The organism is Paenibacillus sp. JGP012, from assembly GCF_014203995.1.
Classification (GTDB): Bacteria; Bacillota; Bacilli; order Paenibacillales; family Paenibacillaceae; genus Paenibacillus; species Paenibacillus silvae.
The window spans coordinates 40,186-63,148 of the sequence record NZ_JACHKG010000032.1 but is presented as its reverse complement, the minus strand read 5'-3'; the positions used below and the strand labels follow the sequence as shown (position 1 = coordinate 63,148).

The window sequence follows — 22,963 nt, the reverse complement described above, 5'->3', positions numbered from 1 at the left end:
TGCACGCAAGCGGTTGAACCGCCGTATACCGAACGGTACGTACGGTGGTGTGAGAGGTCGGCTACTCAACTAATGGGTAGCCTCCTACTCGATTGAATCTGACACATAGGGGAGGATAATCCCCTGGTTAGCGCGTACTCTTTTACATAACAGAACAGTCAGTATAATCTTTCATGTTACATATTTATCACTTCATGCTACACATTTCCATAAGGGGGGACGGTCATGAGTATTGAAGAGATGATTGAGAGAAGATTTGTATGCACCAAATGCCGGGGCACGGATTGCAGCATCAAGGAGGTATCGATGTCGGGAGCAGGGCTGAGCAAGGTGTTTGATATTCAGCATAATCATTATTTGTTTGTATCCTGCACGTCCTGCGGGTATGTGGAGGTTTTTAATCCGGATGTGCTCAAAGGCAAGAAGCAGGGACAAGTCGGCACCATTCTGGATATTCTGTTTGGCGGATGAGCGTTCTTGAGTTGACATTGACCTGAAATTTCTTTAATATGACTTAGTACGAAAAGTGTCAGTGTCATTAGCATGAACCAAATTTGAATTCACAGGTGATATCCATGTCTTATAGACCAAGTATTGCACAACTGCAAGTAGCCAGCAAAAATGAAAAAGACGGTTTGTACGAATTTACAATGAAACTGGTAGATGGTACACAGTGCCGTGTATTCTACTCCAAAGCACCGGAATGGAAAATGACTGCAATCAGCCGTCTGCAAAAGACACCTTGTCCTGTTTGCCGTAAAGATTTCATCTGCAAATGCATGGATCAATGGTCAGGCGATCTGCATCAGCAAATGATCGAAGACGAATGGATGCAAAAAGCATTGGCTGAGTAATTGGCTGACAAATATGAGCGTAGGCACAGTGCCTGCGCTTTTTTTCTTTTTTTGCAGGAGAAAGGTTATGCTCCAAAGTGGGTAAGTAATGTAACAGCGCCAGATGAGGAGGCTAACATTATGACAGCAGCTCTAAGGGATAAACATCAGGGGCACCCGATCGTTCTTGTGGATGGCGTGTGTCACTTCTGCCAGGGACTAACGAAATGGATTATCAAGCGGGACCCGGAAGGGAAATATCATTTTGCATCACTTCAATCGGATGTGGCTAAGGGGTTGCTGGAAAAGGGGGGCCTGAGCACAGACAGTATGGATACGTTTGTGTTGATTGAAGATGGAAAATACTATACACGCTCAACGGCCGCATTAAGACTGGCTAAAGGTTTGAAATTTCCCTACCCGCTGTTCTACGGATTGATCATCGTTCCCAAATTCATTCGGAATGCAGTTTACAACTGGGTTGCGCGTAACCGGTACCGCTGGTTTGGGAAAGATGAAGCATGTATGCTGCCTACACCTGAGACTAAAGAACGATTTCTATAAGTATATAAGTAGCGGTTTTTCAGGATAATCTTCCATAAGAAAGAAATTGCCTGTAAGATGATTAATATCGGCAATTATTGGGTAATAACGCTGGTCACATTATTTTTACATTATTGGGAGGATAACAACTTGAAGAAGTGGACGACAATGATTATTGGGGCTTTACTGGTAATGAGCTTGGCAGCATGCGGAAACGATAAAGACAACTCCGCAGCGCCGGCGACAGGAAGTGGATCAACAACAACGGAGAGCAACAACACAGAAGGACAGAGTGCGGCTGTTCCTACACTGGACGAATTGCTTGCCAAAACAGGTGAGGCAACTAAAGCGCTGAAAAGCTTCACTACGGAAGCAAATATTGATCAGCAAATCAAGCTGGATGCCGGAGAGCAATCTCAGGACCAGCAGGTGAAAACATCACTCAAGATGGATATCATTAAAGATCCGATGATGATTTATCAAGAGATGGAAATGGATATGTCTGGACAGAAGCAAAATGTGAAACAGTACATTACTTCGGAAAATATTTATTCCCAAGTTGGAGACCAGTGGGTAAGCATTCCTGAGGATCAAACGAAGGCACTCATCGAGCAGATGAAAGCCAGCATGAATCCGGAAAAAGAGCTGGATCAGTTCAAAAAAGTGAAGGACGATATCAAAATTACAGAAGAGGGCGACAGTTATGTCCTGAATGCAGATGTTTCGGGTGATAATGTCAAGGAATTGGCTAAATCCGTGATGGAACAAAACGGCTCAGATGCCCAAATGCAGGCTTTGCTTGATCAAATGAACATCAAGAGCATGAATATGAAATATTTGATTAACAAAGAGACGTCTCTGCTTGAGAAAATTGATGTAGCGATGGTTATGGAGATGGAACAAAACGGTCAGAAAATGACAATGGACATGAAAATGGACACATCGTTCTCCAACCATGACAAGGTAGCAGAAATCAAGGTTCCTCAAGAGGCTTTGGACGCCGCAAAATAAGCAAACGCGGAACTGAATAAGGGAAACGTGGAACTAAATAAGGAATAATGGGAATACCCCTGACTCTGAGTTCGGATTAACCAGTTGGTAGCCGGATGAGGAGCAGGGGTGTTTTTTTGGGACTTTGGTGACACTTCAAAATGGTATAGAATAGACGGGGAAGCTTTATGCTTTTTGTTGCAGACACCGGAGAGGGGCAAATTCAGAGATGATTAGATATGCGCATATTCATCATGTCAGCTTGGCGGTCCGAGATTTGCAGACGGCAAAAAAATTTTATTCCGGCTTGTTAGGCATGCAGGAAATTGAACGTCCACCGTTTCGTTCAACGGGTGCGTGGTATGCGATTGGAAGTCAGCAGCTTCATCTGCTTCAGCATCCAGAAGGGCATACGCTTCGTGAAGCAGGAATTGATACAACCGATGGGCATTTTGCACTATGGGTGGTCAGCTATTCGGAGACGATTGCCTGGCTGGAGCAGCAGGGCATCGAATATGAGGCGAGACCTGATAGCGTGGCTGGATTCGCCCAGATCTTTATTCTTGATCCAGATCGGAATATTATTGAATTTGGTGCACCTTACGGCTCTTAGGTAAACAGGGTTAGAATAAATGTGTTGCTCGTCCAGAATTTGTATGATATAGTATCCATAAATTCATAGCACGTGACGGAAGCACCGTCCATATTCTGCATGTTCATGCGGATAATGGGCGGTGTTTTTTGTGCTTTTTTTCAGGGAGGGAAACAGGAAGTGATCGTACTTAAAGTGGTGCTGGTATCGAGGGATAAAGATTATATTCGTGCCTGGCTCGATTATGTGCAGCGCAGCTCATTTGGCTCTCATATGCGATTCATTGCCTTTTCCGAGTGGGAAGCATTCAGCAGTTATATGCTTGAACAGGCTGAACGAGAAATGCCCGATCTGCTTGTTGCTGAGCCCGATTTTTTGAACCCTTGGCTGTTGAACGGTGGGGAGCATTCCGGGGTCTCCTGGCTCCTGCTCAGTGAAGGACAGGATGAAGGACCTGAGACGAAGCAGCTTATGAAATATCAGCCATTACCTGTGCTGCTGGAGGCGGTAAGGAATGCATGCCGCCAGCCGCAAAGCCGGAGCAGTGCGCGTTCAGGTCGGAACACGTTAAGTATCGCTGTAGTTTCCGCTTCCGGAGGGAGCGGTAAAACAGCAGTCTCTCTGCATCTGGCCAAGCAGCTCGGGCTTGCTGGTTATTCTGTGCTCTATCTCAATCTGGAGACGATGGACAGCTCATTTCCTTTTCTGGAGAAAGGGTTTCGGCAGAGCAATAAAACTCTGACTGATGCTGAAACGGGATTGTCACGGCTGCTGTACGATCTGAAGGCCCGCCGAAGGGAGGTGAGCGGGGGAAGGGTTCAGGTGCAACGATCAGAGCAAGGACGAGAGTCGTCTGGGCGAGTCACGGCAAAAGGCGTTAAGGAACAGGGCGGCAGAAGTACAGGTGCTTGTTCAGGCTTGCCTGACGATGCGATAACTACGGGGAAAATCAAAGCAGTGGAGGCGTATGTCATGCGGCATGAGACATTGAAGTCAGATGTGTTTTGGCCGTTAGCCAATCGGAAGGAAATGCTGCAGATGTCGAAAACGGATACAGCTGACTTGATCCGGTTTCTGGTCGGTTGTGGACAGTATGAGGTGTTAATTCTGGATGGGGACTCCAGCTGGGATGAACGAAGTGAAGGTGTACTCGAAAACGCGGACACGTTTGTCTGGCTGGTGAGGGATGATCTCGCTGCGATGCACCGATGGGGTCAATGGCTGCAGCATGCCGATCGAACTCGCCCGGAGATGCTTGGGAGTGTATTGGAGCGTACATATTTTGTCATAAACGAACATCGGGAGCAGTTGCTTAATTCGCTGCCTAGAGCTGATCTGCATGTGGATGCGGTTCTGCCCTATATCCCTTCATGGAAGCAGCTGAATCAGGAGGAGGTCATGTTAAGCTCGCCAATCTTCCAGCGTGAAGTGAAGCGGCTGTGTGACCTGCTGCTCCAGTCTGAAGAAGAAGAGCGGAGGCGTACAGGACACATTCATTCAGCGGAGCTTTGGATATGATGACAGAGCGGTCATGGAACACACTGGATCAGGAGCAGCAGTTTCAGCGAATGCGCAGAGAGGTTCGTTCATCTCTCGATCTCACTTCTTCTGCAGGAGATGAGGAGCTGTGGCAAGGGATTGAAAGGAAGGTTCTCGGTGATCCGAATCTGGAATACCTGACTTCAGGCGAACGTCATGCATGGGTACAGCGATTGTTTGATTCGTTTCGCGGGTTGGATATTTTGCAGCCCTTGGTGGATCACCCGGACATTACGGAGATTATGATTAACAGTCATCAGGAGATCTTTGTGGAGCAGGAGGGGAATGTGAGGCGGATTCCGCTGCAGTTTGAGTCCAGAGAGCGACTGGAGGATATTATTCAGATGATTGTTTCGGGAGTGAACCGGATTGTGAATGAATCTTCTCCGATCGTAGATGCTCGTCTCAAGGATGGGTCGCGGGTCAACATTGTGCTGCCTCCTATCGCGCTCAAGGGTCCAACGATGACCATTCGGAAGTTTCCTAGTGAACCGATGACGATGTCTGATCTGATTGAGAAGGGGGCCTTGCATCAGGAGGCGGCGATATTGTTACAGCAGTTAGTACGCAGTAAATACAACATTTTTATCGGTGGAGGAACCGGGTCTGGTAAAACAACTTTTCTCAATGCCTTATCCCAGTTCATCCCTTCCGATGAGCGGATTATTACGATTGAGGATTCCGCAGAATTGCAGATTGTGACGGTGCCCAATCTTGTATCTCTGGAGACGCGTAATGCCAACACCGAAGGAAAAGGGCAAATTTCTATCCGGGACCTGATCAAGTCCTCGCTGCGGATGCGTCCAAATCGCATTGTCATCGGGGAGGTAAGGGGAGCGGAGGCGCTCGATATGCTGCAGGCGATGAATACAGGACATGATGGTTCGTTATCCACCGGGCATGCCAATACAGTCTCGGATATGATCAGCAGGCTTGAAACGATGGTGCTCAGCGGTGCAGAGCTTCCCATTGCGGTTGTCAGACAGCAGATTAGTTCGGCCATAGATATTTTTGTCCATCTCTCCCGGATGCGGGATCATTCACGACGGGTGACCGAAATAAGTGAAGTCATCGGGATGCAGGAGGGTGAGGTGCTTCTAAACCCGTTATTTCGTTTCCAGGAGCAGGAGGAACGGGAAGGTCGCATTATTGGGGGATTAGTGCAAATAGGAAAACTGATGAAGGCAGATAAAATCCAGATGGCCGGGCTGGGAGAATGGCTGGATCGATACATAGAGCAAATGGAAGGACAACACACCTGTTCAGGAGGAGGTGATCCAAGGTGACTCAGAGCAGCCAGGCGTTAACGGATTACACCGTATATATGCTCACTACAAGACAGCGGCTAATGTGCATGATCGTCAGCGGTTCATTATTTTTCAGTGTGGGCCTGCTGTTTTACCACCACTTGCTTGCAGGAGCTGTATTGGCTGCAGGCTGCATATGGGTGCCCGGGTTGTGGAGAAACGTACTGCTGGAACGCAGAAGGATGACACTAAGTCTGCATTTCAAGCAAGCTCTTTATGCCTTGTCTTCGGCACTGGCGGCTGGAAAATCAGTCGAGAACGGTTTTAAGGAATCTGTGGAGGATCTGCGTATGTTGAATCCTGAGGCAGATACGGATCTGATCCGGGAGTTCACGATATTAAGAACTCGAATGGAATACGGGCAGCCCATTGAAGAAGCGCTGCAGGACTTCTCGGATCGGGCACAGATCGAGGACATTACAAATTTTGCAGATGTGTTTATTACATGTAAGCGAACAGGCGGTGATCTGGTGGAAGTGGTTCGTCGTACGTCCGCAGTGATCGGAGAAAAGCTGGATATTCAGCAGGATATTATGGTTGCTGTCGCACAGAAAAGATTTGAATCGAAGGTGATGTTTGCAGCACCCTTCATTTTTCTGCTGTTTCTGAATCTTACCGCCGGCGATTTCATGGAGCCGTTATACAGCGGGATGGGATACCTTATCTCCACCGGGGCACTTGCTGTACTGGTCTGCTGTTATTTATGGATACATCGCATTATGGATATCAAAGTGTAGGGAGTTGAAAAAAATGCTGCTTCCCCTTGTCATTGCAGGAGGTCTGGGAGTGAGCTGGATCGTGCTTGATCGCACTCGGGGGCAAACCTACAGACATTTACGTCAGTTTGATATGCAAGGTGTGCGTTTCAAAAAGATGCATGGCCCGTTTCTGTTTTTACTGGACAAGGTCGATGTGGGACGCAGATTGCCTGTGCTTATGTTTCGTATGCAGCATGCCATTCAGAAGATGTACGGCATTCAGCATAGCGGTGAGAAAACGCTGCTCTATTGTGCCGAAATGTTGACATACACTTGGCTGATGCTGCTGGCTGGCTGTGTGCTCGCAATCATTGGTGATACAGGCGTTGGTGGAATTGTCGGAGGGCTGGTGCTTGGAATTGCTGTACCGTTTGCCATGGTTAAGGATTTATACGCTAAAGTACAGCGGCGAGATCAGGATATTCTCATAGAGCTGCCTGAGCTGCTCAATCGGATTGTGCTGCTGGTTGGAGCGGGGGAGACGGTGCAGCGTGCCATTATGCATTGTGTGGCAAGTCAAGGTGAGCGGCATCATCCGCTTTACAACGAATTAAGAAAGGCAGCGGTGGACTGGAATAATGGATACTCGTTCCAACAAGCCTTTGAACAGTTCAGCCGCCGCTGTGGTGTGCAGGAGGTGACGATTTTTACATCGACGGTGCTGCTTAATTTTCGGCGCGGGGGAGGTGACTTTGTATTGGCGCTTAGGGATCTGTCACATGTACTGTGGGAGAAACGTAAGGCAGTGAGCCGGGCTAAGGGAGAGCAGGCATCTTCCAAGCTTGTGTTTCCCATGGTGCTAATTTTCTTTACGATCGTGGTTATGATCGGGGCGCCTGCTTTTATGATGATGAATATGTAGGTGGAATGGGGAAGACGATTGACTGCATGGATAAGTGCAAGTGGACAAGCTTGAGAGGACAGGTGAATCAGAATGAAAGAGCAGGTGATTGAGATGAAGGCACATGTAACGGAAGTCATGAAGAACAAGGCAGCAGCTCTATGGAAGGAAGAAGAGGGGCTGGGAACGCTGGAGCTGATCCTGATTATTGGGGTTATCATTATTATTGCATTGATATTCAAGAAACAAATAACAGCGTTGATCACAAGTTTGCTTTCGAAAGTGGACACCAAAAGTAATGAATTTTTCCCGGATAAGTAGGCTGAGAAAGGAGGAAGGGAGCTTCACCATTGAAGCTTCCCTGGTCTTCCCGGTTATTCTGTTTATTCTAATACTGCTGCTTTTCTTCACGATGTACATGTATCAAAAGGTATTTCTGAACCAGCATGCATATGCAGCAGCGGAACGAGCTGCCTACAGCTGGGACAACAGCCACAAACAAGCAATGACAGGTAAATATACTGCTGGAGAACAGGATTCCCTGTACTGGAGGCTGACGGATGACCGTCTCTTGGGATCTGTGTTCGGATGGGCGGGTGCAGACAATGAGGTCACTGTGACTATAGCTGCTGGTGAGGGGGCCAGTCTCTCGGAGAAGAAGCTGGCTCAGGCATCCGGCGGCATGCCTTCGGCTATGATGGGCACGATGACGTACCGGAATGCTCTGATTCAGCGGAAAGTAACAACGAGGCTGGAGCAGGTGATTTCACTGCCGCTGCCTTCATTTTTGTTGGATTCAGGCAGTGGTGTAATTACACAAGGCTCGTCTGCTGTTGTAGAACCGGTTGAATTTATTCGAACAGTGGACTTGGCCCGTTATTACGGGGCAAAGTTCAAAGGCAAGGGAGATAAAGCGGCCGTTTCAGCTGCAGAGGCTGGACAGGTTGTGCAGTATTTTGGCAAAAGTAAAACAAAGTAAAGGGGGAGGGAGGCTCTGTTCAGAAAAAAAGACGGTGAAACCGGGGCTGTAACGCTGTTTCTGATTTTAATTCTGGCGGGAGTGTATATGTTTGTGGCGATCTTCATTGATTATGCACGCATCGCTGCTTTTAGAGTGCAAACGGAGCGTATGACACATGCTGCGATGAGATCGGTTATGTCTGCTTACGATACGTCACTGCGGGAGTATGGTTTGTTTGCGTATGGGGATAGCAGCGGGGAGGCCACTATGGCTAAAGTGTTAAATGATAGTGTGAAGCCTTCAGCTGTGAAGGATCGTTTCCCTGTTCTGGATATGCAGTGGGACACAACTTCACTCCGCATGGAGCGTGAGCTGGGCAGATATGATATTTTCAATCGCCAGATCCAGGAGGATATGAAATACAGGGCCCCGGTTGATTTTGTGCTGGAAGTGATTGATCGATTTAAACCGATGTCGGAGGAGATGAAGGAGGCGGCACATACGGTAGATCTATTGAAAAAGTTGCAAAAGCTCTATGACAAGCGTGAAAAACTGCTGGATGAAGCGATAGACAATCAGGTTGAATCTGCAGATCAGATTACAAGGCTTCCTGACTTGGTTATGAGGCCGCCTGCGCAGGCAATCTATGATGAAATGCTTGAAGAAACACCGAAGACAGCTGCAGAAGCAGCATCCCGATATGGCGATTATTTAAGCAAAAAGCAGGCAGATGAAGGTCTGCCTTTTATCGAACAGCAGTACATCGTTGAAATGGGGCGTTACCGGACAGGGGTTAACAGCATAGTTACAGGCATTAGCATGATTATACAGCCAGCGCTGCAGACACATCAGATCAAGCTGGTGGAAGCAGAGGCGAAGATTGAAGAGGCACGTCAAATCAACGAAGAGATGAAACGTGTGATTGCGGAAGGGGAGAACCGCGCTGAAAATGTCAGTTATGACGATGTAGGCAATTCGTCTCTGCCAGGGGCCGCCCTTGAGAAGACTGGTTCGGGTAGTGAAGCTAAAAGCACACGTTCTCTCGCTTCGGAGCTTGTACGAGAGGGTGCTTTGTTTGATCGGTTAAAGTCTCGCGTGACATCACAGAATACGGAGTTCGCCAACGTTCGTAAAGACAGTATGGAGCTGAATACTCAGCTCCGCAGTGTGACGGGAGAATGGGGCGTTCCGATCAAGTCTGCGGTCAGACAAGCCAGCCAAACGACGGAACGTTATATGAATTCTTATGAGCGGACGGGGCCTTCCAATCTCATTACGCAAAGCAAACAAGAGCTTGAAAATGGCCGCGGTTCCGACGCAAAGCGCAAAGCGAATGACAAGCAGTCCAAAGGCAAGCTGCAAGAAATGAAACGGCTATTAACACGTATTGAGAAAGGAAGCTCTGGTGCACAGCAAGCGTTCAGGCAGCTTGAACAATATTATGATGCCAACATCGCATTGAATGAAGAAAGCTCCGAGCAAGCGGAAAAAGCCGAGATATCAAGTGATCCGTATGATTCAGGAGGAAATGCGATGAAAGGAATGGATCAGCTGTTTGGCGGTATGTCAGGCCTTCTAGCCAGCCTGGGCGATGAATTGTTCCAGAATGAGTACGCGCTCGCCTATTTTAATTCTATGGATTTTGGTCAATTGTTTTCCTGGACAGAAGGTGATGGTGAGGCCGGTGATGTGTTCAAGCTGGAGAATCAGGAACTGGAATATATCATCTACGGATTCCACAATTCTTCTGGTAACATTGCGGCTGCATATGCAGAAATCTTTGGTATGCGTCTTGCCATTCGAACGGCTGAAGGGCTGGCTGAGAACAGCAAGCTGGGTAATCCGCTGCTTGTTTTGTCTGCGGCTATTTTATACGGCATTACACATGCCATCGAGGACATGATGAAGCTGGCCAAAGAGGGTAATGTAGAGCTGTCGAAATATATCAAGGTGAAACTGACCTACAGAGATCACCTTCGTCTCTTCCTGCTTATGCACAGCAATAATGAACGGAAAATGTCTCGAATGCTGGCATTAATCCGAATGAATACGGGGGTCAACCCGGATGGAAAGTTTACATATGCTTCGGGTCAGATGCGCAGCAGCATCAAGCTGTGGTTTTTGCCTGGAGTCGTGCGAAGTATAGGTGTCGCTATGGGCAGCGCAGATCAAGTGCAGGACGGACGCTTTTTTATTGAGTATAAGGCGGATTATTCGTATTGAACGGATGGAGAAATTTTGATGAACAGGCGGAGGAAGTTTCGACGGAGGGGCGATGGATAGATGGGGGCAGGATTGGGGTAAGGGGCCAAGCATGCAGATGCAGCGACAGCGAATCATGAGGATAAACAGATTAAAGATGTTACATGCTCTGAAAAAACAGATGCCTGAAGCAAAGAAAGAGCATGGCAGTATGGTACTGGAAGCTTCGCTGGTACTGCCTGTATTTCTGTTTTTTATTTTATTTCTGATTTTCATTGTTCAGATGACATTGATCTCTACCGCTCTGCAAAGCACTGCGGGGGAAGCAGTGAAGCAACTGTCAACAAAGGTGTACCCGGTATCTCTCGTTTTCAGTCCGTCGGATTCTGCTGGCGGAGAGGGAGTTAAGGGAGGAGGAAAGTGGCCGGAGCTCGATCTGACGGAATGGGCTGATGATTACGCTTCTTCATTACCTGCACCGTTAAGTGACTGGGTTCGGGCAGCGGCCAAAAGCGGTGAAGAACCGCTGCAAAGGATCAAAACAGCAGCATTCGAGGCGGTGCTCGATCCTGTTATCAAGCCACTGCTGCAGCCGTTTGTTGAAACGAGTCTGCTGGATATGGAGCGGATTCATGTTAATGGAATATCTGTTCCCGATCTGAAGAGTAAAACGAATCCATACTTCAGAATTGAGCTGAGTTATGAGCTGCCTGTGAAAGTTCCCTTTCTGAGTAAACCGTTACGAATTCAAGCTGCCGCGGCTGAGCGAATATGGATTGGTGACACAGAGGAGGGCGCAGCCAGTGGTGAAGGGAATGACAGCGGTACGGGTGCGGCAGCTATTTTGTCAAAGCCGGAACCGGCATATATAGGCAATCATGCAACGATCAAAGTTCAGGTTGAGCCGGGAGCTTCAGCCAATCTTACAATATTTTACAAGTCAGGTGAGAGTTCTGCGAAGCATTTAGGCTGGGCTACTGCTGACGAAAACGGGATCATCGAGTGGACCTGGTTTGTCGGCACTCGAACGACGGAAGGAACGTGGAGTTTTGTTGTGGAGACAGCGGAAGGTGTGCAGACGGAAACGACATTTACTGTAGCATCCAGAAAATAAGGAGAGGTGATGTAGGTGCAATGGTTTTATACGTGCTGCTGTATTTATCTCCTGGCCGCGTTTGTATCGGATATTCGCTCGATGAAAATTCCGAATCGGCTGACCGTGCCAGTAACCTTAGCCGGTGCGACTGCTCATCTGGCTTGGGGCGGGTGGGAAGGTATGGTGTTCTCTGCAGCAGGATTTGCTGCCGGTTTCGGTATGCTTTTTCTGATGTATGTTATCGGTGCGGTCGGCGCAGGGGATGTAAAGCTGTTTGGAGGTATCGGAGCGTGGACCGGGTTTTCTTTTGGTGTGCACGTTGTAGTTTATTCCATTTTGTATGCTGGAGTCATTGGAATCATTATTCTGCTGTTTCGTAGAGATGGTGCGCAGCGCTTCCGTACAATGATTTTTAATCTGTTCAGTTTCTTCAAGCTGGGCTCTCTCACACTGGTAATTCAGGAGAAAAACCTAAAGTTTCCATTTATGCTGGCTGTTCTGCCCGGCTTCATCAGCTCGTGGATCTATATTACAACATAACGAGTACTTGCATGTTACAGCAACTAATAACATTAGAAAGTGAGGATCGGCATGTATGGATTAACGAGAGATTTTGTACGAAACGGCGGGGCATTTATGACTTTGGAAAAAGAAAACGGACTTCGCATGCAGGAGCTTAGCAGGGTACAGCTAGGGATGTTATCCTCGAACCGAATCCCGCGTATACTGCCTGTGCACACACGGGAGATCGATCAAAATGTGACGCTGCAGTACGACATCTCCGGTTATAAGATGTTATCCCAGATGTTGAGGTCTGGTCAGATTGCTCTACCCGTGCTGTACAATCTTCTATTTCAGTTGGTTGATGTACTTGAAGAATGCAGACAGTATATGCTTGAGCCGCAAAATTTGTGGATTCATGAAGAGTATATCTTTATTCAAGGGTCCATGGAGCAAGGGGAGCTAGGTTTGATCTATGTGCCTATGATGGATGTCCGGCAGAAGGATCATACACCGCTGTTATTCCGTGACCTGGTCATAAGACTTATGGCGTATGTGCAGGAGCTGCAGGGAGAAGGGATACAACGTGTGTTACAGCTTTGTGATGACGAACGCTGGGATATTCGCCAGTTACGTGAGCTGCTGCTGGAATTGTGCACGGGAAGTGCAACACATTCAGGAATCGGGGCTGCAGCGCTGACGGAATCAAGAAATGAGTTCAGCTACGGGTTGAATAAATCAAATGTCTTGGAATTACAGGCTCAGCGTCAGCCATGGATGAGGGAGAATGCAGATATTACGGAGGATGCAAATCATCCAAATCTGCGTTCAAAGTCTTTTTTACATAGAAGAGCAGCTGAGCCGCCTCTTTCGAACAACTCAATCTCAGACTCTAATTCTATGAAAGAGAAACAAAATGCTTCACAAATACAGCAACCCTCGTTTGATGTGGATTGGCAGGAGAATACGAAAGAAAAACAGAGTGGGTCAACATCTGGCTCTTCAAGAACGACATACATCTGGCTCGGCTGTATGGTCTCTATAGCATTAGTCTGGAGATTCATCTACATGGAGCAGCGAGGCCAGAACGAAATGATTCTCTCCAGTTCTCTAAGTGTCGGGCTTGCTGCAGCTGCATGCTGGATGTGGAAGCGAAAGGCAGACTCTCACAGTGAATCAGGCATTCATAAGTGGTTTCCTGTTCCCGGCCTGGGCAGACGAAAAAATCAGCAATCGAGACATGAAGAGGGCGTGTGTCAGGAGAGCTGGCGCTGGAATGCACCCGAGAAGTCTGGTGAAGCTGCAAAGCTGCATCTGGACTTCTCGGGTGCCAGTTCTGAAGCTGAAGCCTCTACATCCTCTCGCCTACGCAATGTGCATGCCGGGGTCGAAACCGCGATGTCTGCCGACATACCTGCTGGAAACATGAGGGACACTTTATCTGTTCAGGAATATAAAGCAAGAACAGCCGCGGGTACAAGAACAGGTATAAATGCAATTGAAAATGCAGGTGTCAGTGAAACTTCAGAATGGAATCGCACGACTGCAGCAGCAGATGCAACCGTGAATCTGCAGCAGTTGACCGCCTCAGGTGCTGAAAGGAATAGCGCGGATAGTTCTGTATATTATCTGGAACGGATTTCGAAAGAAGGTGCAAGAAGCGAGCGTGTAGATGTGAAGGGGGCTTCTTTTATAATTGGAAGAGCTTCGGATATGGTTCAATGTGTAGATAACTCTAATGGGGTCTCACGTGCACATGTGGAATTGAGCCGAAGCCAATCGGGTGGATACGTAATCAAGGACCTGGGTTCGGTCAATGGGACGATGCTTCAAGGGAACCTGCTGGCTCCATACAAGGAATACCCACTGGCGGACGGAGATACATTCATTCTTGCTGAATCGGTTTATGTATACCGAATGGCAGGATGAATGTATCTGTTCCGTTAACTCAATGGAAATTCAGATTAGAGCGGGATGCGAGGTTAGATCCCGGTAGCTTGATCCAGCCATGTTAGTCAGACAAGCCGCGATGCTTCAGATCCTCAAGAGCTTCAGTCAATGTGGGGAAGGTGAACTGGAACCCGTGATCCAGCGATTTCTGCGGGATGACCCGCTGTCCTTCAAGCAGGACAACAGACAATTCACCAACCAGTGTTTTAATCAAAAATCCAGGAACAGGGAACCAGTGAGGGCGGTGATAGACTTTGCCTACTGTACGTCCGAATTCATCATTTGTCACCGGATGAGGTGAAGATGCATTCACTGGACCTGAGATTTCTTTATTGTGAATGGTAAAGTCAATCAACCGAACGATGTCCATAATATGAATCCAACTGGTCCACTGCTTGCCACTGCCGATTTTTCCGCCAAACCCCAGCATATACGGAAGTTTCATCAAAGGGAAGGCACCTTTTTTATGCCCCAAAACGAGACTGACCCGAATTTTGACCAGTCTTACATCCTGAATAGCGTCAGCAGCGATTTCCCACTGTTCCGACACCCGGGAAGGGAAGTTCATCGATTTTTGCGGACTGTTCTCATCAAAGGTTTCATCTGGAGAGGTTCCATAGATTGCCATAGCGGATGCCTGAACCACGACTTCGGGCTTTTGCTTCAACGCTTCGACCAGACGGGCGACCCGTGCAACGGTTGTCACCCTGGATTCCACAATTTCAAGCTTGGCCTTGGTAGTCCAGCGCTGGTTCAGCGTTTCACCCGCAAGGTTCACGAGAGCATTGAAGCCTTCAAGCTCGTGCGGTGTCTCTTCGAGCTGCTCCCACGATATATATGAGAGATTTTTACTCGGATTATGCAGATCAGGCAGCTTGCGAGTGATTACTTTCACATGGTGTCCCGCTTGAAGCCAATAATCAACAAGAGCGCCTCCGACAAAACCGGTTCCACCACAAATGGCAATTTTCATAAATAGAACATCCTCTCTAGTAGGTCAAAAAACTCCGCAGGGTAAGTTAGGTGTGTAAGAAGACTTACCCGAACGGAGTTGATCTGTATATAATTTAACCAATTCGGCAACTCTCTAACTGCTCTTTATTTATTTTTCCTCCGTTGAATGTGCTTCATTATATCATCTGCACGATGATTTATCATTTCATCAGATGGCGATACGGAGTATAGTCGATTTTGTTTTTTTCCAAAAACTTCACCAGGAACTTATTGTCCCGTTTGGGTGTGGCGATAATATAACCTTTGATGCAGTGATCTCTGGACACTTCAGAGGCATTGTCCTCCACTGCAATTTTTCCAATCTCGGCTGCTATGGAATGTTTGGCAATATCACGGAAAGGGCCGGGTACAGGCTCAACGAGCTGATCGAGAAATGCTTTGGCCTCATCCGTCCATAAATGACGGCTTGTCTCCACCCAGTAGTTTTGCCAATCCAGCTTGGACTTTCCGTCTGCCTTCGGCAATACCTTGAGGAATTTGCGCATCATGAAAAATCCACCTATACACATGCTTCCAAGCAGCACAAGTGTCCAGAAGGCGATTGTATTCATAAACCAGTTGCTTGGTGCATTGCTTGTCAGAAGATGGGTGTAAGCATTGAAAATCATTGCGGAGTCACCTCGGTTTATTGATTTTATGGAATGACGTAAAGGGCCGCCCGATGTAGCATCATCAGCTGTCAAAAATAGCCTCTCACCTGAATTATAGCGCATTTCTAGATTTATTTCGATAATCGCGTTATGATAAGGGATAATTCAGAAAAAGGGGGATCAATGATGCTGAAAATCGGCTCCCACGTGTCCTTTTCGGACAAGGGATTATTGAGTGCAACGAAGGAAGCGTCCTCGTACGGTTCCAGTTCGTTTATGATATATACGGGTGCACCGCAGAATACTCGCCGCAAGCCTATTGAATCCATGTTTATTGAGGAAGGCAAGCAGGCGATGCAGGCAGGCGGGTTCGAGGAAATTGTTGTCCACGCTCCATATATCATTAATCTGGGCTCTTATAAGGACAGCACGTACAGACTCGCCGTGGATTTCCTTCAGGAGGAGATTCGCCGCACCCATGCCATCGGTGTGAAAAATATTGTACTGCATCCCGGTGCGTTTACGGACAAGGATGCTCATTATGGTATTGAGCGTATTGCGCAGGGCTTGAATGAAGTGCTGGATGGCATTCAGGAGACAGACGTAAACATCGCTCTGGAGACGATGGCTGGCAAAGGCACCGAGATGGGCCGCAGCTTTGAGGAAATTGCGCAAATCATTGACAAGGTAACGCATAACGAACGTCTGACGGTGTGTATGGATACATGCCATATTCATGATGCGGGTTATGACATCGTTAATGATCTGGATGGTGTGCTGGATGAGTTCGATCGTACGGTTGGACTGGACCGCATTGCAGTAATGCACATCAACGACAGTAAAAATACTGCGGGTGCACGCAAGGACCGTCATACTCCTATCGGATCTGGCTGGATCGGTTTCGAAGCGATCAATCGCATCGTAAATCATGAAAAATTAAGCAATCGTCCATTCATTCTGGAGACACCTTGGATTGGTAAAGATGCCAAAACACAGCGTCCGATGTATGAGATTGAAATTGCTTTGCTGCGAGGAGATGTAGAAGGCCGCTTCGGTCAGGAATTCCTTACCGACGTTGAACAGCTTCAGCACTTCTTCAAAGGCAAGGACTTACAATCTCGTTCCTATGTGCTTGATGTGTGGACACTGCTTAAAAATGATGCCAAAGCCAAAAAAGCCGACCCGCGTGAACCGCTGGAACGTTTGTATGACATGGTAACCGAAGCGGCATTGTTCCCGCATTTGAATGAAGAACAAGTGAATCATCGCTTGATTGCTTGGCTTGCAGGTTAATCCTGCAAGTCTTGCCTTAATTAAAGGAGGAAGATTAACCCGATGGAGATTCATGCAAAACAAGCAAGACCAGATATTCAAAACCGCGCCAATCGTGCGCGTATGCTTATTTCCTGCCCGGATGGTCCGGGAATAGTAGCGGCAGTATCCCACTTCCTGCATCAGCATGGAGCCAACATTGTACAGTCTGACCAGTATACGATGGACCCTTCTGGCGGGATGTTCTTTATGCGGATCGAGTTCGATCTTCCGCAGCTGGAGGATAATCTGGAGAAGCTGAAAACGGATTTCGCAGAAGTTGCAGGACGTTTCCAGATGGAATGGACACTTTCCGCGGTGAGCCGCAAAAAGAGACTCGCTATTTTTGTATCCAAAGAGGATCACTGTCTTGTAGAACTGCTATGGCAGTGGCAAGCTGGCGATCTTGATGCCGATATTGCGCTTGTTGTCAGCAATCACCTGGATATGAAGGACTACGTGGAATCATTCGGCATCCCGTATCATCATATTCCGGTTACAGCCGATACCAAAAAAGAAGCGGAGCAGCGTCAGCTGGAAGTGATCGGAAACGATGTGGATGTGATTATTCTCGCACGTTATATGCAAATTATCTCTCCAATGTTTATCGAGCACTACCGCAATCGCATCATCAATATTCATCACTCCTTCCTGCCGGCTTTTGTTGGAGGCAAGCCGTATGCCCAGGCTTATAATCGCGGCGTCAAAATCATTGGTGCAACGGCGCACTATGTAACGGAAGAGCTGGATGGCGGTCCGATTATCGAACAGGACGTTCAGCGTGTAAGTCACGGGGATGATGTTACGGAGCTGAAACGGATCGGACGTACCATTGAGCGTGTTGTGCTTGCGCGTGCAGTGAAGTGGCATGTTGAGGACCGTGTGCTTGTTCATGAAAATAAAACGGTTGTATTTTAAGCTTGCGCTTTAATACTGTGCAAGGTTGATCCGTAACCTTACGAGAGAGTTACTTTTCATTAAGTCTATGCCGTATCTTCAGACCAGTAAGCCTATGCCATATCGTTAGACCAGGCGGCACCTGTTCCATTATTGAACCAGGTGCCGCTTTTTGGCGTGCACATATTTTCCGCATAGACCAAGCACTGCACCAAACAGGATATGTCCGGCGGTCCAGTAAAGAACGGCTCCTATATCATTAAGGTCGGGAACTCGTGTGGATAAGGGAGCCAGGGGAATATAGAGCAGGGAGGAGACGGCACCGAGATATATCCCCAGGTTGAGCGGATGTCCTGAACGCATGATCCACCAGATGTAGAAAATGCCAATGACAACAGACACGCCAAGATGCAGAGAAAATTCAAACCATTCCGGCAGCTGTGCAGGAAGACCAGGTACAAAATCAATATTCAGCAGCAGGATGTATACCTTTTCGCCTGTTAATGCCTGAACAGCCTTGAGAAAGAACCCCAGAAAAACACCGCTAATCAATCCGGTTATGATTCCAGACATCCAGGGTAATGATGATTTTAACGAACGAGACGGGTGCCGGGCGGAATCGGGCATAGCAAATCCTCCTTGGAATGAAGTTGGTTCTGGCATCTGCTTTCGAATCGAGCGGAACGAGTTAACATGCAAATTTCGCTTTAACCTCTAAAAAGTGTATGGTTTTCGAGTTAAAGGTTATACTTCATGCGATGGATTAGCAAGGTTCAGCCAGACATCAGCCGAATTTTCCGTAACTTTCTAAAAGAAGGTTATGGAAAAGCTTCACGCCAAGTGATACAATACAAAAGTGAATAAGTCAAAATGAAACATTCAAGCGGATTCACTTATTGTTTATGCGGTTTGCTTGTATGATGAGAGGGATTCGCTTGCGCACCCGACTTATCTAAAGACATGAGGAGGACAAACCATGACTGACAAGAACGAAGCGATTCAAAAGGACGAGAACACCACAATCGACAACCTGTCGATTACAACCGTACGTACTTTGGCGATTGATGCAATTGAGAAGGCAAATTCCGGACATCCGGGCATGCCGATGGGCTCCGCTCCAATGGGATACCAGCTTTTTGCAAAAACGATGACTCATAACCCGGACCACCCGACTTGGATTAACCGGGACCGCTTTGTGCTGTCCGCAGGACATGGTTCCATGCTTCTGTACAGCTTGCTGCACCTGAGCGGCTACGATCTTCCGATGGAAGAATTGAAGCAATTCCGTCAATGGGGAAGCAAAACTCCGGGCCACCCGGAATTTGGACATACAGCTGGTGTTGATGCTACAACCGGACCACTGGGCCAAGGTATTGCAATGGCTGTTGGTATGGCTATGGCTGAAGCTCAACTGGGCGCGACTTACAACAAAGACAACTTCAACGTTGTTGATCACTACACATATGCAATCTGCGGTGATGGCGACCTGATGGAAGGCGTATCTCATGAATCTGCTTCCCTGGCTGGACGTTTGGGCCTTGGCAAACTGATCATGCTGTTCGATTCCAACGACATTACGCTCGATGGTAAACTGAATCTGTCTTCTTCCGAAAGCATCGCTAAACGTTTTGATGCGTATGGCTGGCAAGTGCTTCGCGTTGAAGATGGTAACGATCTGCCTGCAATTGAAAAAGCAATCAAAGAAGGTCAAGCAGACACTGCACGCCCTACATTGATTGAAGTGAAAACCGTTATCGGTTACGGAAGCCCGAACAAACAAGGTAAAGGCGGCCACGGCGGTACTCACGGTTCCCCACTGGGTGCAGAAGAAGCTAAGCTGACTAAAGAATATTACAAATGGGTGTACGAAGAAAACTTCCACGTACCAGCTGAAGTACGCGACCACTTTGCTCAAGTTAAAGAGAAAGGTATCGCTGCAAACAAAGCTTGGGACGAGAAATTTGCGGAGTACAAAAAAGCATATCCAGAACTGGCTGCTCAGTTCGAAACAGCGATCAACGGCGATCTTCCAGAAGGCTGGGATCGTGATCTGCCTAAATATGCGGCAACAGACAAAGCTTTGTCTACACGTGTAGCATCCGGTAATGCTCTGAACGGCCTGGCGCACAACGTGCCACAACTGACAGGTGGTTCCGCTGACCTGGAAAGCTCCACAATGACGCACCTGAACAACCTGACTAACTTTACTCCAGAAGACTATTCCGGTCGCAATATCTACTTCGGTATCCGTGAATTCGGTATGGCTGGAGCAATGAACGGTATGGCTCTGCACAGCGGTGTGAAAGTATTCGGCGGTACGTTCTTCGTATTTACGGACTACTTGCGTCCAGCTGTTCGTCTGGCTGCTCTGATGAACCTGCCTGTAACGTATGTCCTGACACACGACAGTATCGCTGTTGGTGAAGATGGTCCTACACACGAACCAATCGAGCAATTGGCATCCCTGCGTATTATCCCGAACCTGACGGTAATTCGTCCGGCAGATGGTAATGAAACTTCCGCAGCTTGGGCTTATGCGCTGGAAAACAAAAAAAATCCGGTTGCGCTGGTACTGACTCGTCAAAACCTGCCGATCCTTGAAGGAACCGTAGAAGGTGCACGCGAGAACGTAAAACGCGGTGCTTATGTCGTATCTGATGCCAAAGACGGCAAACCGGTTGCACAAATCATCGCTACAGGTTCTGAAGTGCAATTGGCTGTTAAAGCTCAAGCTGCACTGGCTGAGCAAGGCATCCAGGTTCGCGTAATCAGCATGCCAAGCTGGGATCTGTTTGAGAAACAAGACAAAGCTTACAAAGAGTCCGTGCTTCTGCCGGATGTTAAAGCTCGTCTTGCAATCGAAATGGCTCACCCAATGGGCTGGGAGAAATATGTTGGAGATCAAGGTGACATCCTCGGAATCAGCACATTTGGTGCTTCCGCGCCTGGCGACCGTGTAATCCAGGAATATGGCTTCACTGTAGATAACGTAGTTAGCCGCGTAAAAGCGCTGCTGTAATCGCATTGCTATACCAGGCTGTCATGGGCGGAATGGCTTACGGCTGTTCTGGCTCATGACAGTTGTTATTTCCACAGAGCAAGGGGCGGCCTGGCTGCCCTGATCTGTGTTGCCTTTTGTTTTGATTAACTTCAGGGGAGCGGGTACGCATGTCACAATTCGATCAAGTCAGTGTAGTGAAAAAGGCCAACATTTATTATGATGGTCAGGTAACCAGCAGAACGGTTATTTTGGGGGATGGCAGCAAAGTGACGCTGGGCATCATGCTTCCAGGCAGTTATGAATTTGGTACGGACTCTCGTGAAATTATGGAGATTCTGTCCGGAGATCTGAAAGTATTGCTTCCTGGTGAAGAAGAGTGGCAAGAGATTCAAGGCCAAGCTACATTTCATGTGCCTGCCGAATCCAAATTCAAACTGGAGATACGCAGCGTTACCGACTACGTCTGCTCGTACCCGGCGGAATAACACAAGAAGGGGAACCAGAACCGCATCCCTGCGGATTCGGTTTGCCCTTTTTGCTTCTTGCCTGCTAACAGTCAAGTTCGCGCTGCAAGCTTGTCAGTCCGGTGGATTTGAAGTATCCTTAGGCTAAGTTGTTTAGCGTCGAAAACGGAAATAGTATACCGATATCAGGAGGTTTTTGAGATCATGGCAAAAAAAGTGACATTCGATTACAGTACAGCATTGCAATTTGTGAATCAGCATGAAGTAGATTATTTCGCTGAACCAATCCGTCTCGCTCACGAGCAGCTTCATAACGGTACAGGAACAGGCTCCGACTACCTGGGCTGGATTGACCTGCCAACAGCGTACGATAAAGAAGAATTTGCCCGTATTCAAAAAGCGGCTGCCAAAATCCAAAGTGATTCCGAAGTGCTGATCGTTATCGGTATTGGTGGATCATACCTTGGAGCACGTGCAGCGATCGAAATGCTGACACACTCTTTCTATAACAACCTGCCGAAAGACAAACGCAAAACGCCAGAAATTTATTTTGCAGGTAACAACATCAGCTCTACGTATGTAACACATTTGCTTGATCTGGTAGAAGGCAAAGACTTCTCCGTAAACGTAATTTCCAAATCCGGTACAACAACGGAGCCGGCCATTGCATTCCGTATTTTCCGTGCAGCACTGGAGAAAAAATACGGGAAAGAAGAAGCTCGCAAACGCATCTATGCAACAACAGACAAAGAGCGCGGCGCACTCAAAAAGCTGGCGAATGAAGAAGGTTATGAGTCTTTCATCATCCCGGATGATGTAGGTGGACGTTACTCCGTACTGACAGCTGTAGGCTTGCTGCCAATCGCAACAGCCGGCATTAACATTGAAGAGATGATGCAAGGTGCGGCTGATGCTTCCAAAGAGTACAGCAATCCGAATGTTGCCGAGAACGAAGCCTATCAATATGCTGCGGTTCGTAACGCTTTGTATCGCAAAGGCAAAGGCACCGAGATTCTTGTGAACTACGAGCCATCCCTGCACTTCGTTTCCGAGTGGTGGAAACAGCTCTTCGGTGAAAGTGAAGGTAAGGATTACAAAGGCATCTATCCTGCATCCGTGGATTTCTCCACAGACCTGCACTCCATGGGTCAATTTATTCAGGAAGGCAGCCGTAACATCTTCGAGACGGTTATCCAAGTCGCTGAAGTATCCGAGCATATTTCCATTGAAGCGGATGCGGATGATCTGGATGGTCTGAATTTCCTGGAAGGCAAAACGATGGATTTCGTGAATAAAAAGGCATTCCAAGGAACATTGCTCGCACATACAGATGGTCAGGTTCCAAATCTGATTGTGAATATTCCAGATATGACTCCATATTCGTTCGGATATCTGGTATACTTCTTTGAAAAAGCATGCGGCATCAGCGGATATCTGCTGGGTGTGAATCCATTTGACCAACCAGGCGTGGAAGCATACAAGAAAAACATGTTCGCTTTGCTGGGCAAACCAGGCTTTGAAGAAGAGAAAGCAGCGCTTGAAGCGAGACTTTCTGAATAATTCACGGCTGTGC

At 47.7% G+C, this 22,963-nt stretch carries 23 protein-coding genes; 20 read left to right on the top strand and 3 right to left on the bottom strand.

Annotation, left to right across the window (positions count from 1 at the left end):
* The first annotated feature begins 225 nt into the window (after positions 1-225).
* The 15 genes from HNR77_RS25515 to HNR77_RS25445 all read left to right on the top strand — a co-directional run bounded on the left by HNR77_RS25515 (position 226) and on the right by HNR77_RS25445 (position 14,092).
* A complete protein-coding gene (locus tag HNR77_RS25515) occupies positions 226-471 on the top strand; it encodes a zinc ribbon domain-containing protein (RefSeq protein WP_111270491.1) in 246 nt (81 codons plus the stop codon).
* A 104-nt stretch (positions 472-575) separates the two neighbouring features.
* On the top strand, positions 576-854 hold the full coding sequence (locus HNR77_RS25510) for a hypothetical protein (RefSeq protein WP_111270492.1): 279 nt from the start codon (positions 576-578) through the stop codon (positions 852-854).
* Positions 855-974: 120 nt separating this feature from the next.
* The gene (locus HNR77_RS25505; protein WP_184190327.1) at positions 975-1,397 is read left to right on the top strand and encodes a thiol-disulfide oxidoreductase DCC family protein; all 423 of its coding nucleotides are present in this window, start codon (positions 975-977) and stop codon (positions 1,395-1,397) included.
* Positions 1,398-1,526: 129 nt separating this feature from the next.
* Positions 1,527-2,387, top strand: a complete 861-nt coding sequence (locus tag HNR77_RS25500) for a DUF6612 family protein (protein WP_184190325.1) — start codon at positions 1,527-1,529, stop codon at positions 2,385-2,387.
* 208 nt (positions 2,388-2,595) lie between these two features.
* A complete protein-coding gene (locus HNR77_RS25495; protein ID WP_110898645.1) occupies positions 2,596-2,979 on the top strand; it encodes a VOC family protein in 384 nt (127 codons plus the stop codon).
* A gap of 159 nt (positions 2,980-3,138) precedes the next feature.
* The gene (locus HNR77_RS25490) at positions 3,139-4,476 is read left to right on the top strand and encodes a nucleotide-binding protein (protein WP_184190323.1); all 1,338 of its coding nucleotides are present in this window, start codon (positions 3,139-3,141) and stop codon (positions 4,474-4,476) included.
* Positions 4,476-5,783 (top strand): TadA family conjugal transfer-associated ATPase, encoded by a 1,308-nt coding sequence (locus HNR77_RS25485; protein WP_184190321.1) that lies wholly within the window; start codon positions 4,476-4,478, stop codon positions 5,781-5,783. The genes HNR77_RS25490 and HNR77_RS25485 overlap by 1 nt, the downstream gene beginning before the upstream one ends.
* A gap of 38 nt (positions 5,784-5,821) precedes the next feature.
* Positions 5,822-6,541 carry a type II secretion system F family protein gene (locus HNR77_RS25480; RefSeq protein WP_184190347.1) on the top strand — a complete coding sequence of 240 codons (720 nt, stop codon included), beginning with the start codon at positions 5,822-5,824 and terminating at the stop codon, positions 6,539-6,541.
* 13 nt (positions 6,542-6,554) lie between these two features.
* Positions 6,555-7,424, top strand: a complete 870-nt coding sequence (locus HNR77_RS25475; protein WP_184190319.1) for a type II secretion system F family protein — start codon at positions 6,555-6,557, stop codon at positions 7,422-7,424.
* Positions 7,425-7,496: 72 nt separating this feature from the next.
* Positions 7,497-7,724, top strand: a complete 228-nt coding sequence (locus HNR77_RS25470; protein WP_397367555.1) for a Flp1 family type IVb pilin — start codon at positions 7,497-7,499, stop codon at positions 7,722-7,724.
* Positions 7,702-8,382 carry a TadE/TadG family type IV pilus assembly protein gene (locus tag HNR77_RS25465; protein WP_184190317.1) on the top strand — a complete coding sequence of 227 codons (681 nt, stop codon included), beginning with the start codon at positions 7,702-7,704 and terminating at the stop codon, positions 8,380-8,382. The genes HNR77_RS25470 and HNR77_RS25465 overlap by 23 nt, the downstream gene beginning before the upstream one ends.
* A gap of 93 nt (positions 8,383-8,475) precedes the next feature.
* On the top strand, positions 8,476-10,587 hold the full coding sequence (locus HNR77_RS25460; protein ID WP_184190315.1) for a hypothetical protein: 2,112 nt from the start codon (positions 8,476-8,478) through the stop codon (positions 10,585-10,587).
* A 52-nt stretch (positions 10,588-10,639) separates the two neighbouring features.
* Positions 10,640-11,680 (top strand): pilus assembly protein, encoded by a 1,041-nt coding sequence (locus tag HNR77_RS25455; RefSeq protein ID WP_260410890.1) that lies wholly within the window; start codon positions 10,640-10,642, stop codon positions 11,678-11,680.
* A gap of 15 nt (positions 11,681-11,695) precedes the next feature.
* Positions 11,696-12,202: an A24 family peptidase gene (locus HNR77_RS25450; RefSeq protein ID WP_311768672.1), complete on the top strand. Its 507-nt coding sequence runs from the start codon at positions 11,696-11,698 to the stop codon at positions 12,200-12,202.
* 51 nt (positions 12,203-12,253) lie between these two features.
* Positions 12,254-14,092: a DUF6382 domain-containing protein gene (locus HNR77_RS25445; RefSeq protein ID WP_184190313.1), complete on the top strand. Its 1,839-nt coding sequence runs from the start codon at positions 12,254-12,256 to the stop codon at positions 14,090-14,092.
* An 82-nt stretch (positions 14,093-14,174) separates the two neighbouring features.
* Here HNR77_RS25445 and HNR77_RS25440 read toward each other — a convergent pair whose 3' ends face one another.
* Both HNR77_RS25440 and HNR77_RS25435 read right to left on the bottom strand, forming a co-directional pair.
* Positions 14,175-15,086, bottom strand: a complete 912-nt coding sequence (locus HNR77_RS25440) for a TIGR01777 family oxidoreductase (protein ID WP_184190312.1) — start codon at positions 15,084-15,086, stop codon at positions 14,175-14,177.
* Between the two features lie 181 nt (positions 15,087-15,267).
* The gene (locus HNR77_RS25435) at positions 15,268-15,735 is read right to left on the bottom strand and encodes a DUF2621 domain-containing protein (protein WP_184190310.1); all 468 of its coding nucleotides are present in this window, start codon (positions 15,733-15,735) and stop codon (positions 15,268-15,270) included.
* 168 nt (positions 15,736-15,903) lie between these two features.
* Between HNR77_RS25435 and HNR77_RS25430 the strand changes: the two genes are divergently transcribed.
* The gene (locus HNR77_RS25430; RefSeq protein ID WP_184190308.1) at positions 15,904-17,010 is read left to right on the top strand and encodes a deoxyribonuclease IV; all 1,107 of its coding nucleotides are present in this window, start codon (positions 15,904-15,906) and stop codon (positions 17,008-17,010) included.
* A 42-nt stretch (positions 17,011-17,052) separates the two neighbouring features.
* Positions 17,053-17,946 (top strand): formyltetrahydrofolate deformylase, encoded by an 894-nt coding sequence (purU, locus tag HNR77_RS25425; RefSeq protein ID WP_184190306.1) that lies wholly within the window; start codon positions 17,053-17,055, stop codon positions 17,944-17,946.
* A gap of 129 nt (positions 17,947-18,075) precedes the next feature.
* Here purU and HNR77_RS25420 read toward each other — a convergent pair whose 3' ends face one another.
* On the bottom strand, positions 18,076-18,552 hold the full coding sequence (locus HNR77_RS25420; protein WP_184190304.1) for a hypothetical protein: 477 nt from the start codon (positions 18,550-18,552) through the stop codon (positions 18,076-18,078).
* A gap of 349 nt (positions 18,553-18,901) precedes the next feature.
* On the opposite strand from HNR77_RS25420, the gene tkt reads away from it, so the two are divergent.
* The 3 genes from tkt (at position 18,902) to HNR77_RS25405 (ending at position 22,950) form a co-directional block, all read left to right on the top strand.
* The gene (tkt, locus tag HNR77_RS25415; RefSeq protein ID WP_184190302.1) at positions 18,902-20,944 is read left to right on the top strand and encodes a transketolase; all 2,043 of its coding nucleotides are present in this window, start codon (positions 18,902-18,904) and stop codon (positions 20,942-20,944) included.
* 149 nt (positions 20,945-21,093) lie between these two features.
* On the top strand, positions 21,094-21,411 hold the full coding sequence (gene ppnP / locus HNR77_RS25410) for a pyrimidine/purine nucleoside phosphorylase (RefSeq protein ID WP_110898659.1): 318 nt from the start codon (positions 21,094-21,096) through the stop codon (positions 21,409-21,411).
* A gap of 183 nt (positions 21,412-21,594) precedes the next feature.
* Entirely contained in the window at positions 21,595-22,950 is a 1,356-nt protein-coding gene (locus HNR77_RS25405; protein ID WP_090918059.1) for a glucose-6-phosphate isomerase, read from the top strand.
* The last annotated feature ends 13 nt before the right edge of the window (positions 22,951-22,963 follow it).

Coding starts and splice junctions, on each gene's coding strand:
- HNR77_RS25515 (WP_111270491.1), top strand. CDS start 226: ATGAGTATTGAAGAGATGATTGAGAGAAGATTTGTATGCACCAAATGC.
- HNR77_RS25510 (WP_111270492.1), top strand. CDS start 576: ATGTCTTATAGACCAAGTATTGCACAACTGCAAGTAGCCAGCAAAAAT.
- HNR77_RS25505 (WP_184190327.1), top strand. CDS start 975: ATGACAGCAGCTCTAAGGGATAAACATCAGGGGCACCCGATCGTTCTT.
- HNR77_RS25495 (WP_110898645.1), top strand. CDS start 2,596: ATGATTAGATATGCGCATATTCATCATGTCAGCTTGGCGGTCCGAGAT.
- HNR77_RS25485 (WP_184190321.1), top strand. CDS start 4,476: ATGACAGAGCGGTCATGGAACACACTGGATCAGGAGCAGCAGTTTCAG.
- HNR77_RS25480 (WP_184190347.1), top strand. CDS start 5,822: ATGCTCACTACAAGACAGCGGCTAATGTGCATGATCGTCAGCGGTTCA.
- HNR77_RS25475 (WP_184190319.1), top strand. CDS start 6,555: ATGCTGCTTCCCCTTGTCATTGCAGGAGGTCTGGGAGTGAGCTGGATC.
- HNR77_RS25470 (WP_397367555.1), top strand. CDS start 7,497: ATGAAAGAGCAGGTGATTGAGATGAAGGCACATGTAACGGAAGTCATG.
- HNR77_RS25465 (WP_184190317.1), top strand. CDS start 7,702: ATGAATTTTTCCCGGATAAGTAGGCTGAGAAAGGAGGAAGGGAGCTTC.
- HNR77_RS25455 (WP_260410890.1), top strand. CDS start 10,640: ATGGATAGATGGGGGCAGGATTGGGGTAAGGGGCCAAGCATGCAGATG.
- HNR77_RS25445 (WP_184190313.1), top strand. CDS start 12,254: ATGTATGGATTAACGAGAGATTTTGTACGAAACGGCGGGGCATTTATG.
- HNR77_RS25440 (WP_184190312.1), bottom strand. CDS start 15,086: ATGAAAATTGCCATTTGTGGTGGAACCGGTTTTGTCGGAGGCGCTCTT.
- HNR77_RS25435 (WP_184190310.1), bottom strand. CDS start 15,735: ATGATTTTCAATGCTTACACCCATCTTCTGACAAGCAATGCACCAAGC.
- HNR77_RS25430 (WP_184190308.1), top strand. CDS start 15,904: ATGCTGAAAATCGGCTCCCACGTGTCCTTTTCGGACAAGGGATTATTG.
- purU (WP_184190306.1), top strand. CDS start 17,053: ATGGAGATTCATGCAAAACAAGCAAGACCAGATATTCAAAACCGCGCC.
- HNR77_RS25420 (WP_184190304.1), bottom strand. CDS start 18,552: ATGCCCGATTCCGCCCGGCACCCGTCTCGTTCGTTAAAATCATCATTA.
- tkt (WP_184190302.1), top strand. CDS start 18,902: ATGACTGACAAGAACGAAGCGATTCAAAAGGACGAGAACACCACAATC.
- ppnP (WP_110898659.1), top strand. CDS start 21,094: ATGTCACAATTCGATCAAGTCAGTGTAGTGAAAAAGGCCAACATTTAT.
- HNR77_RS25405 (WP_090918059.1), top strand. CDS start 21,595: ATGGCAAAAAAAGTGACATTCGATTACAGTACAGCATTGCAATTTGTG.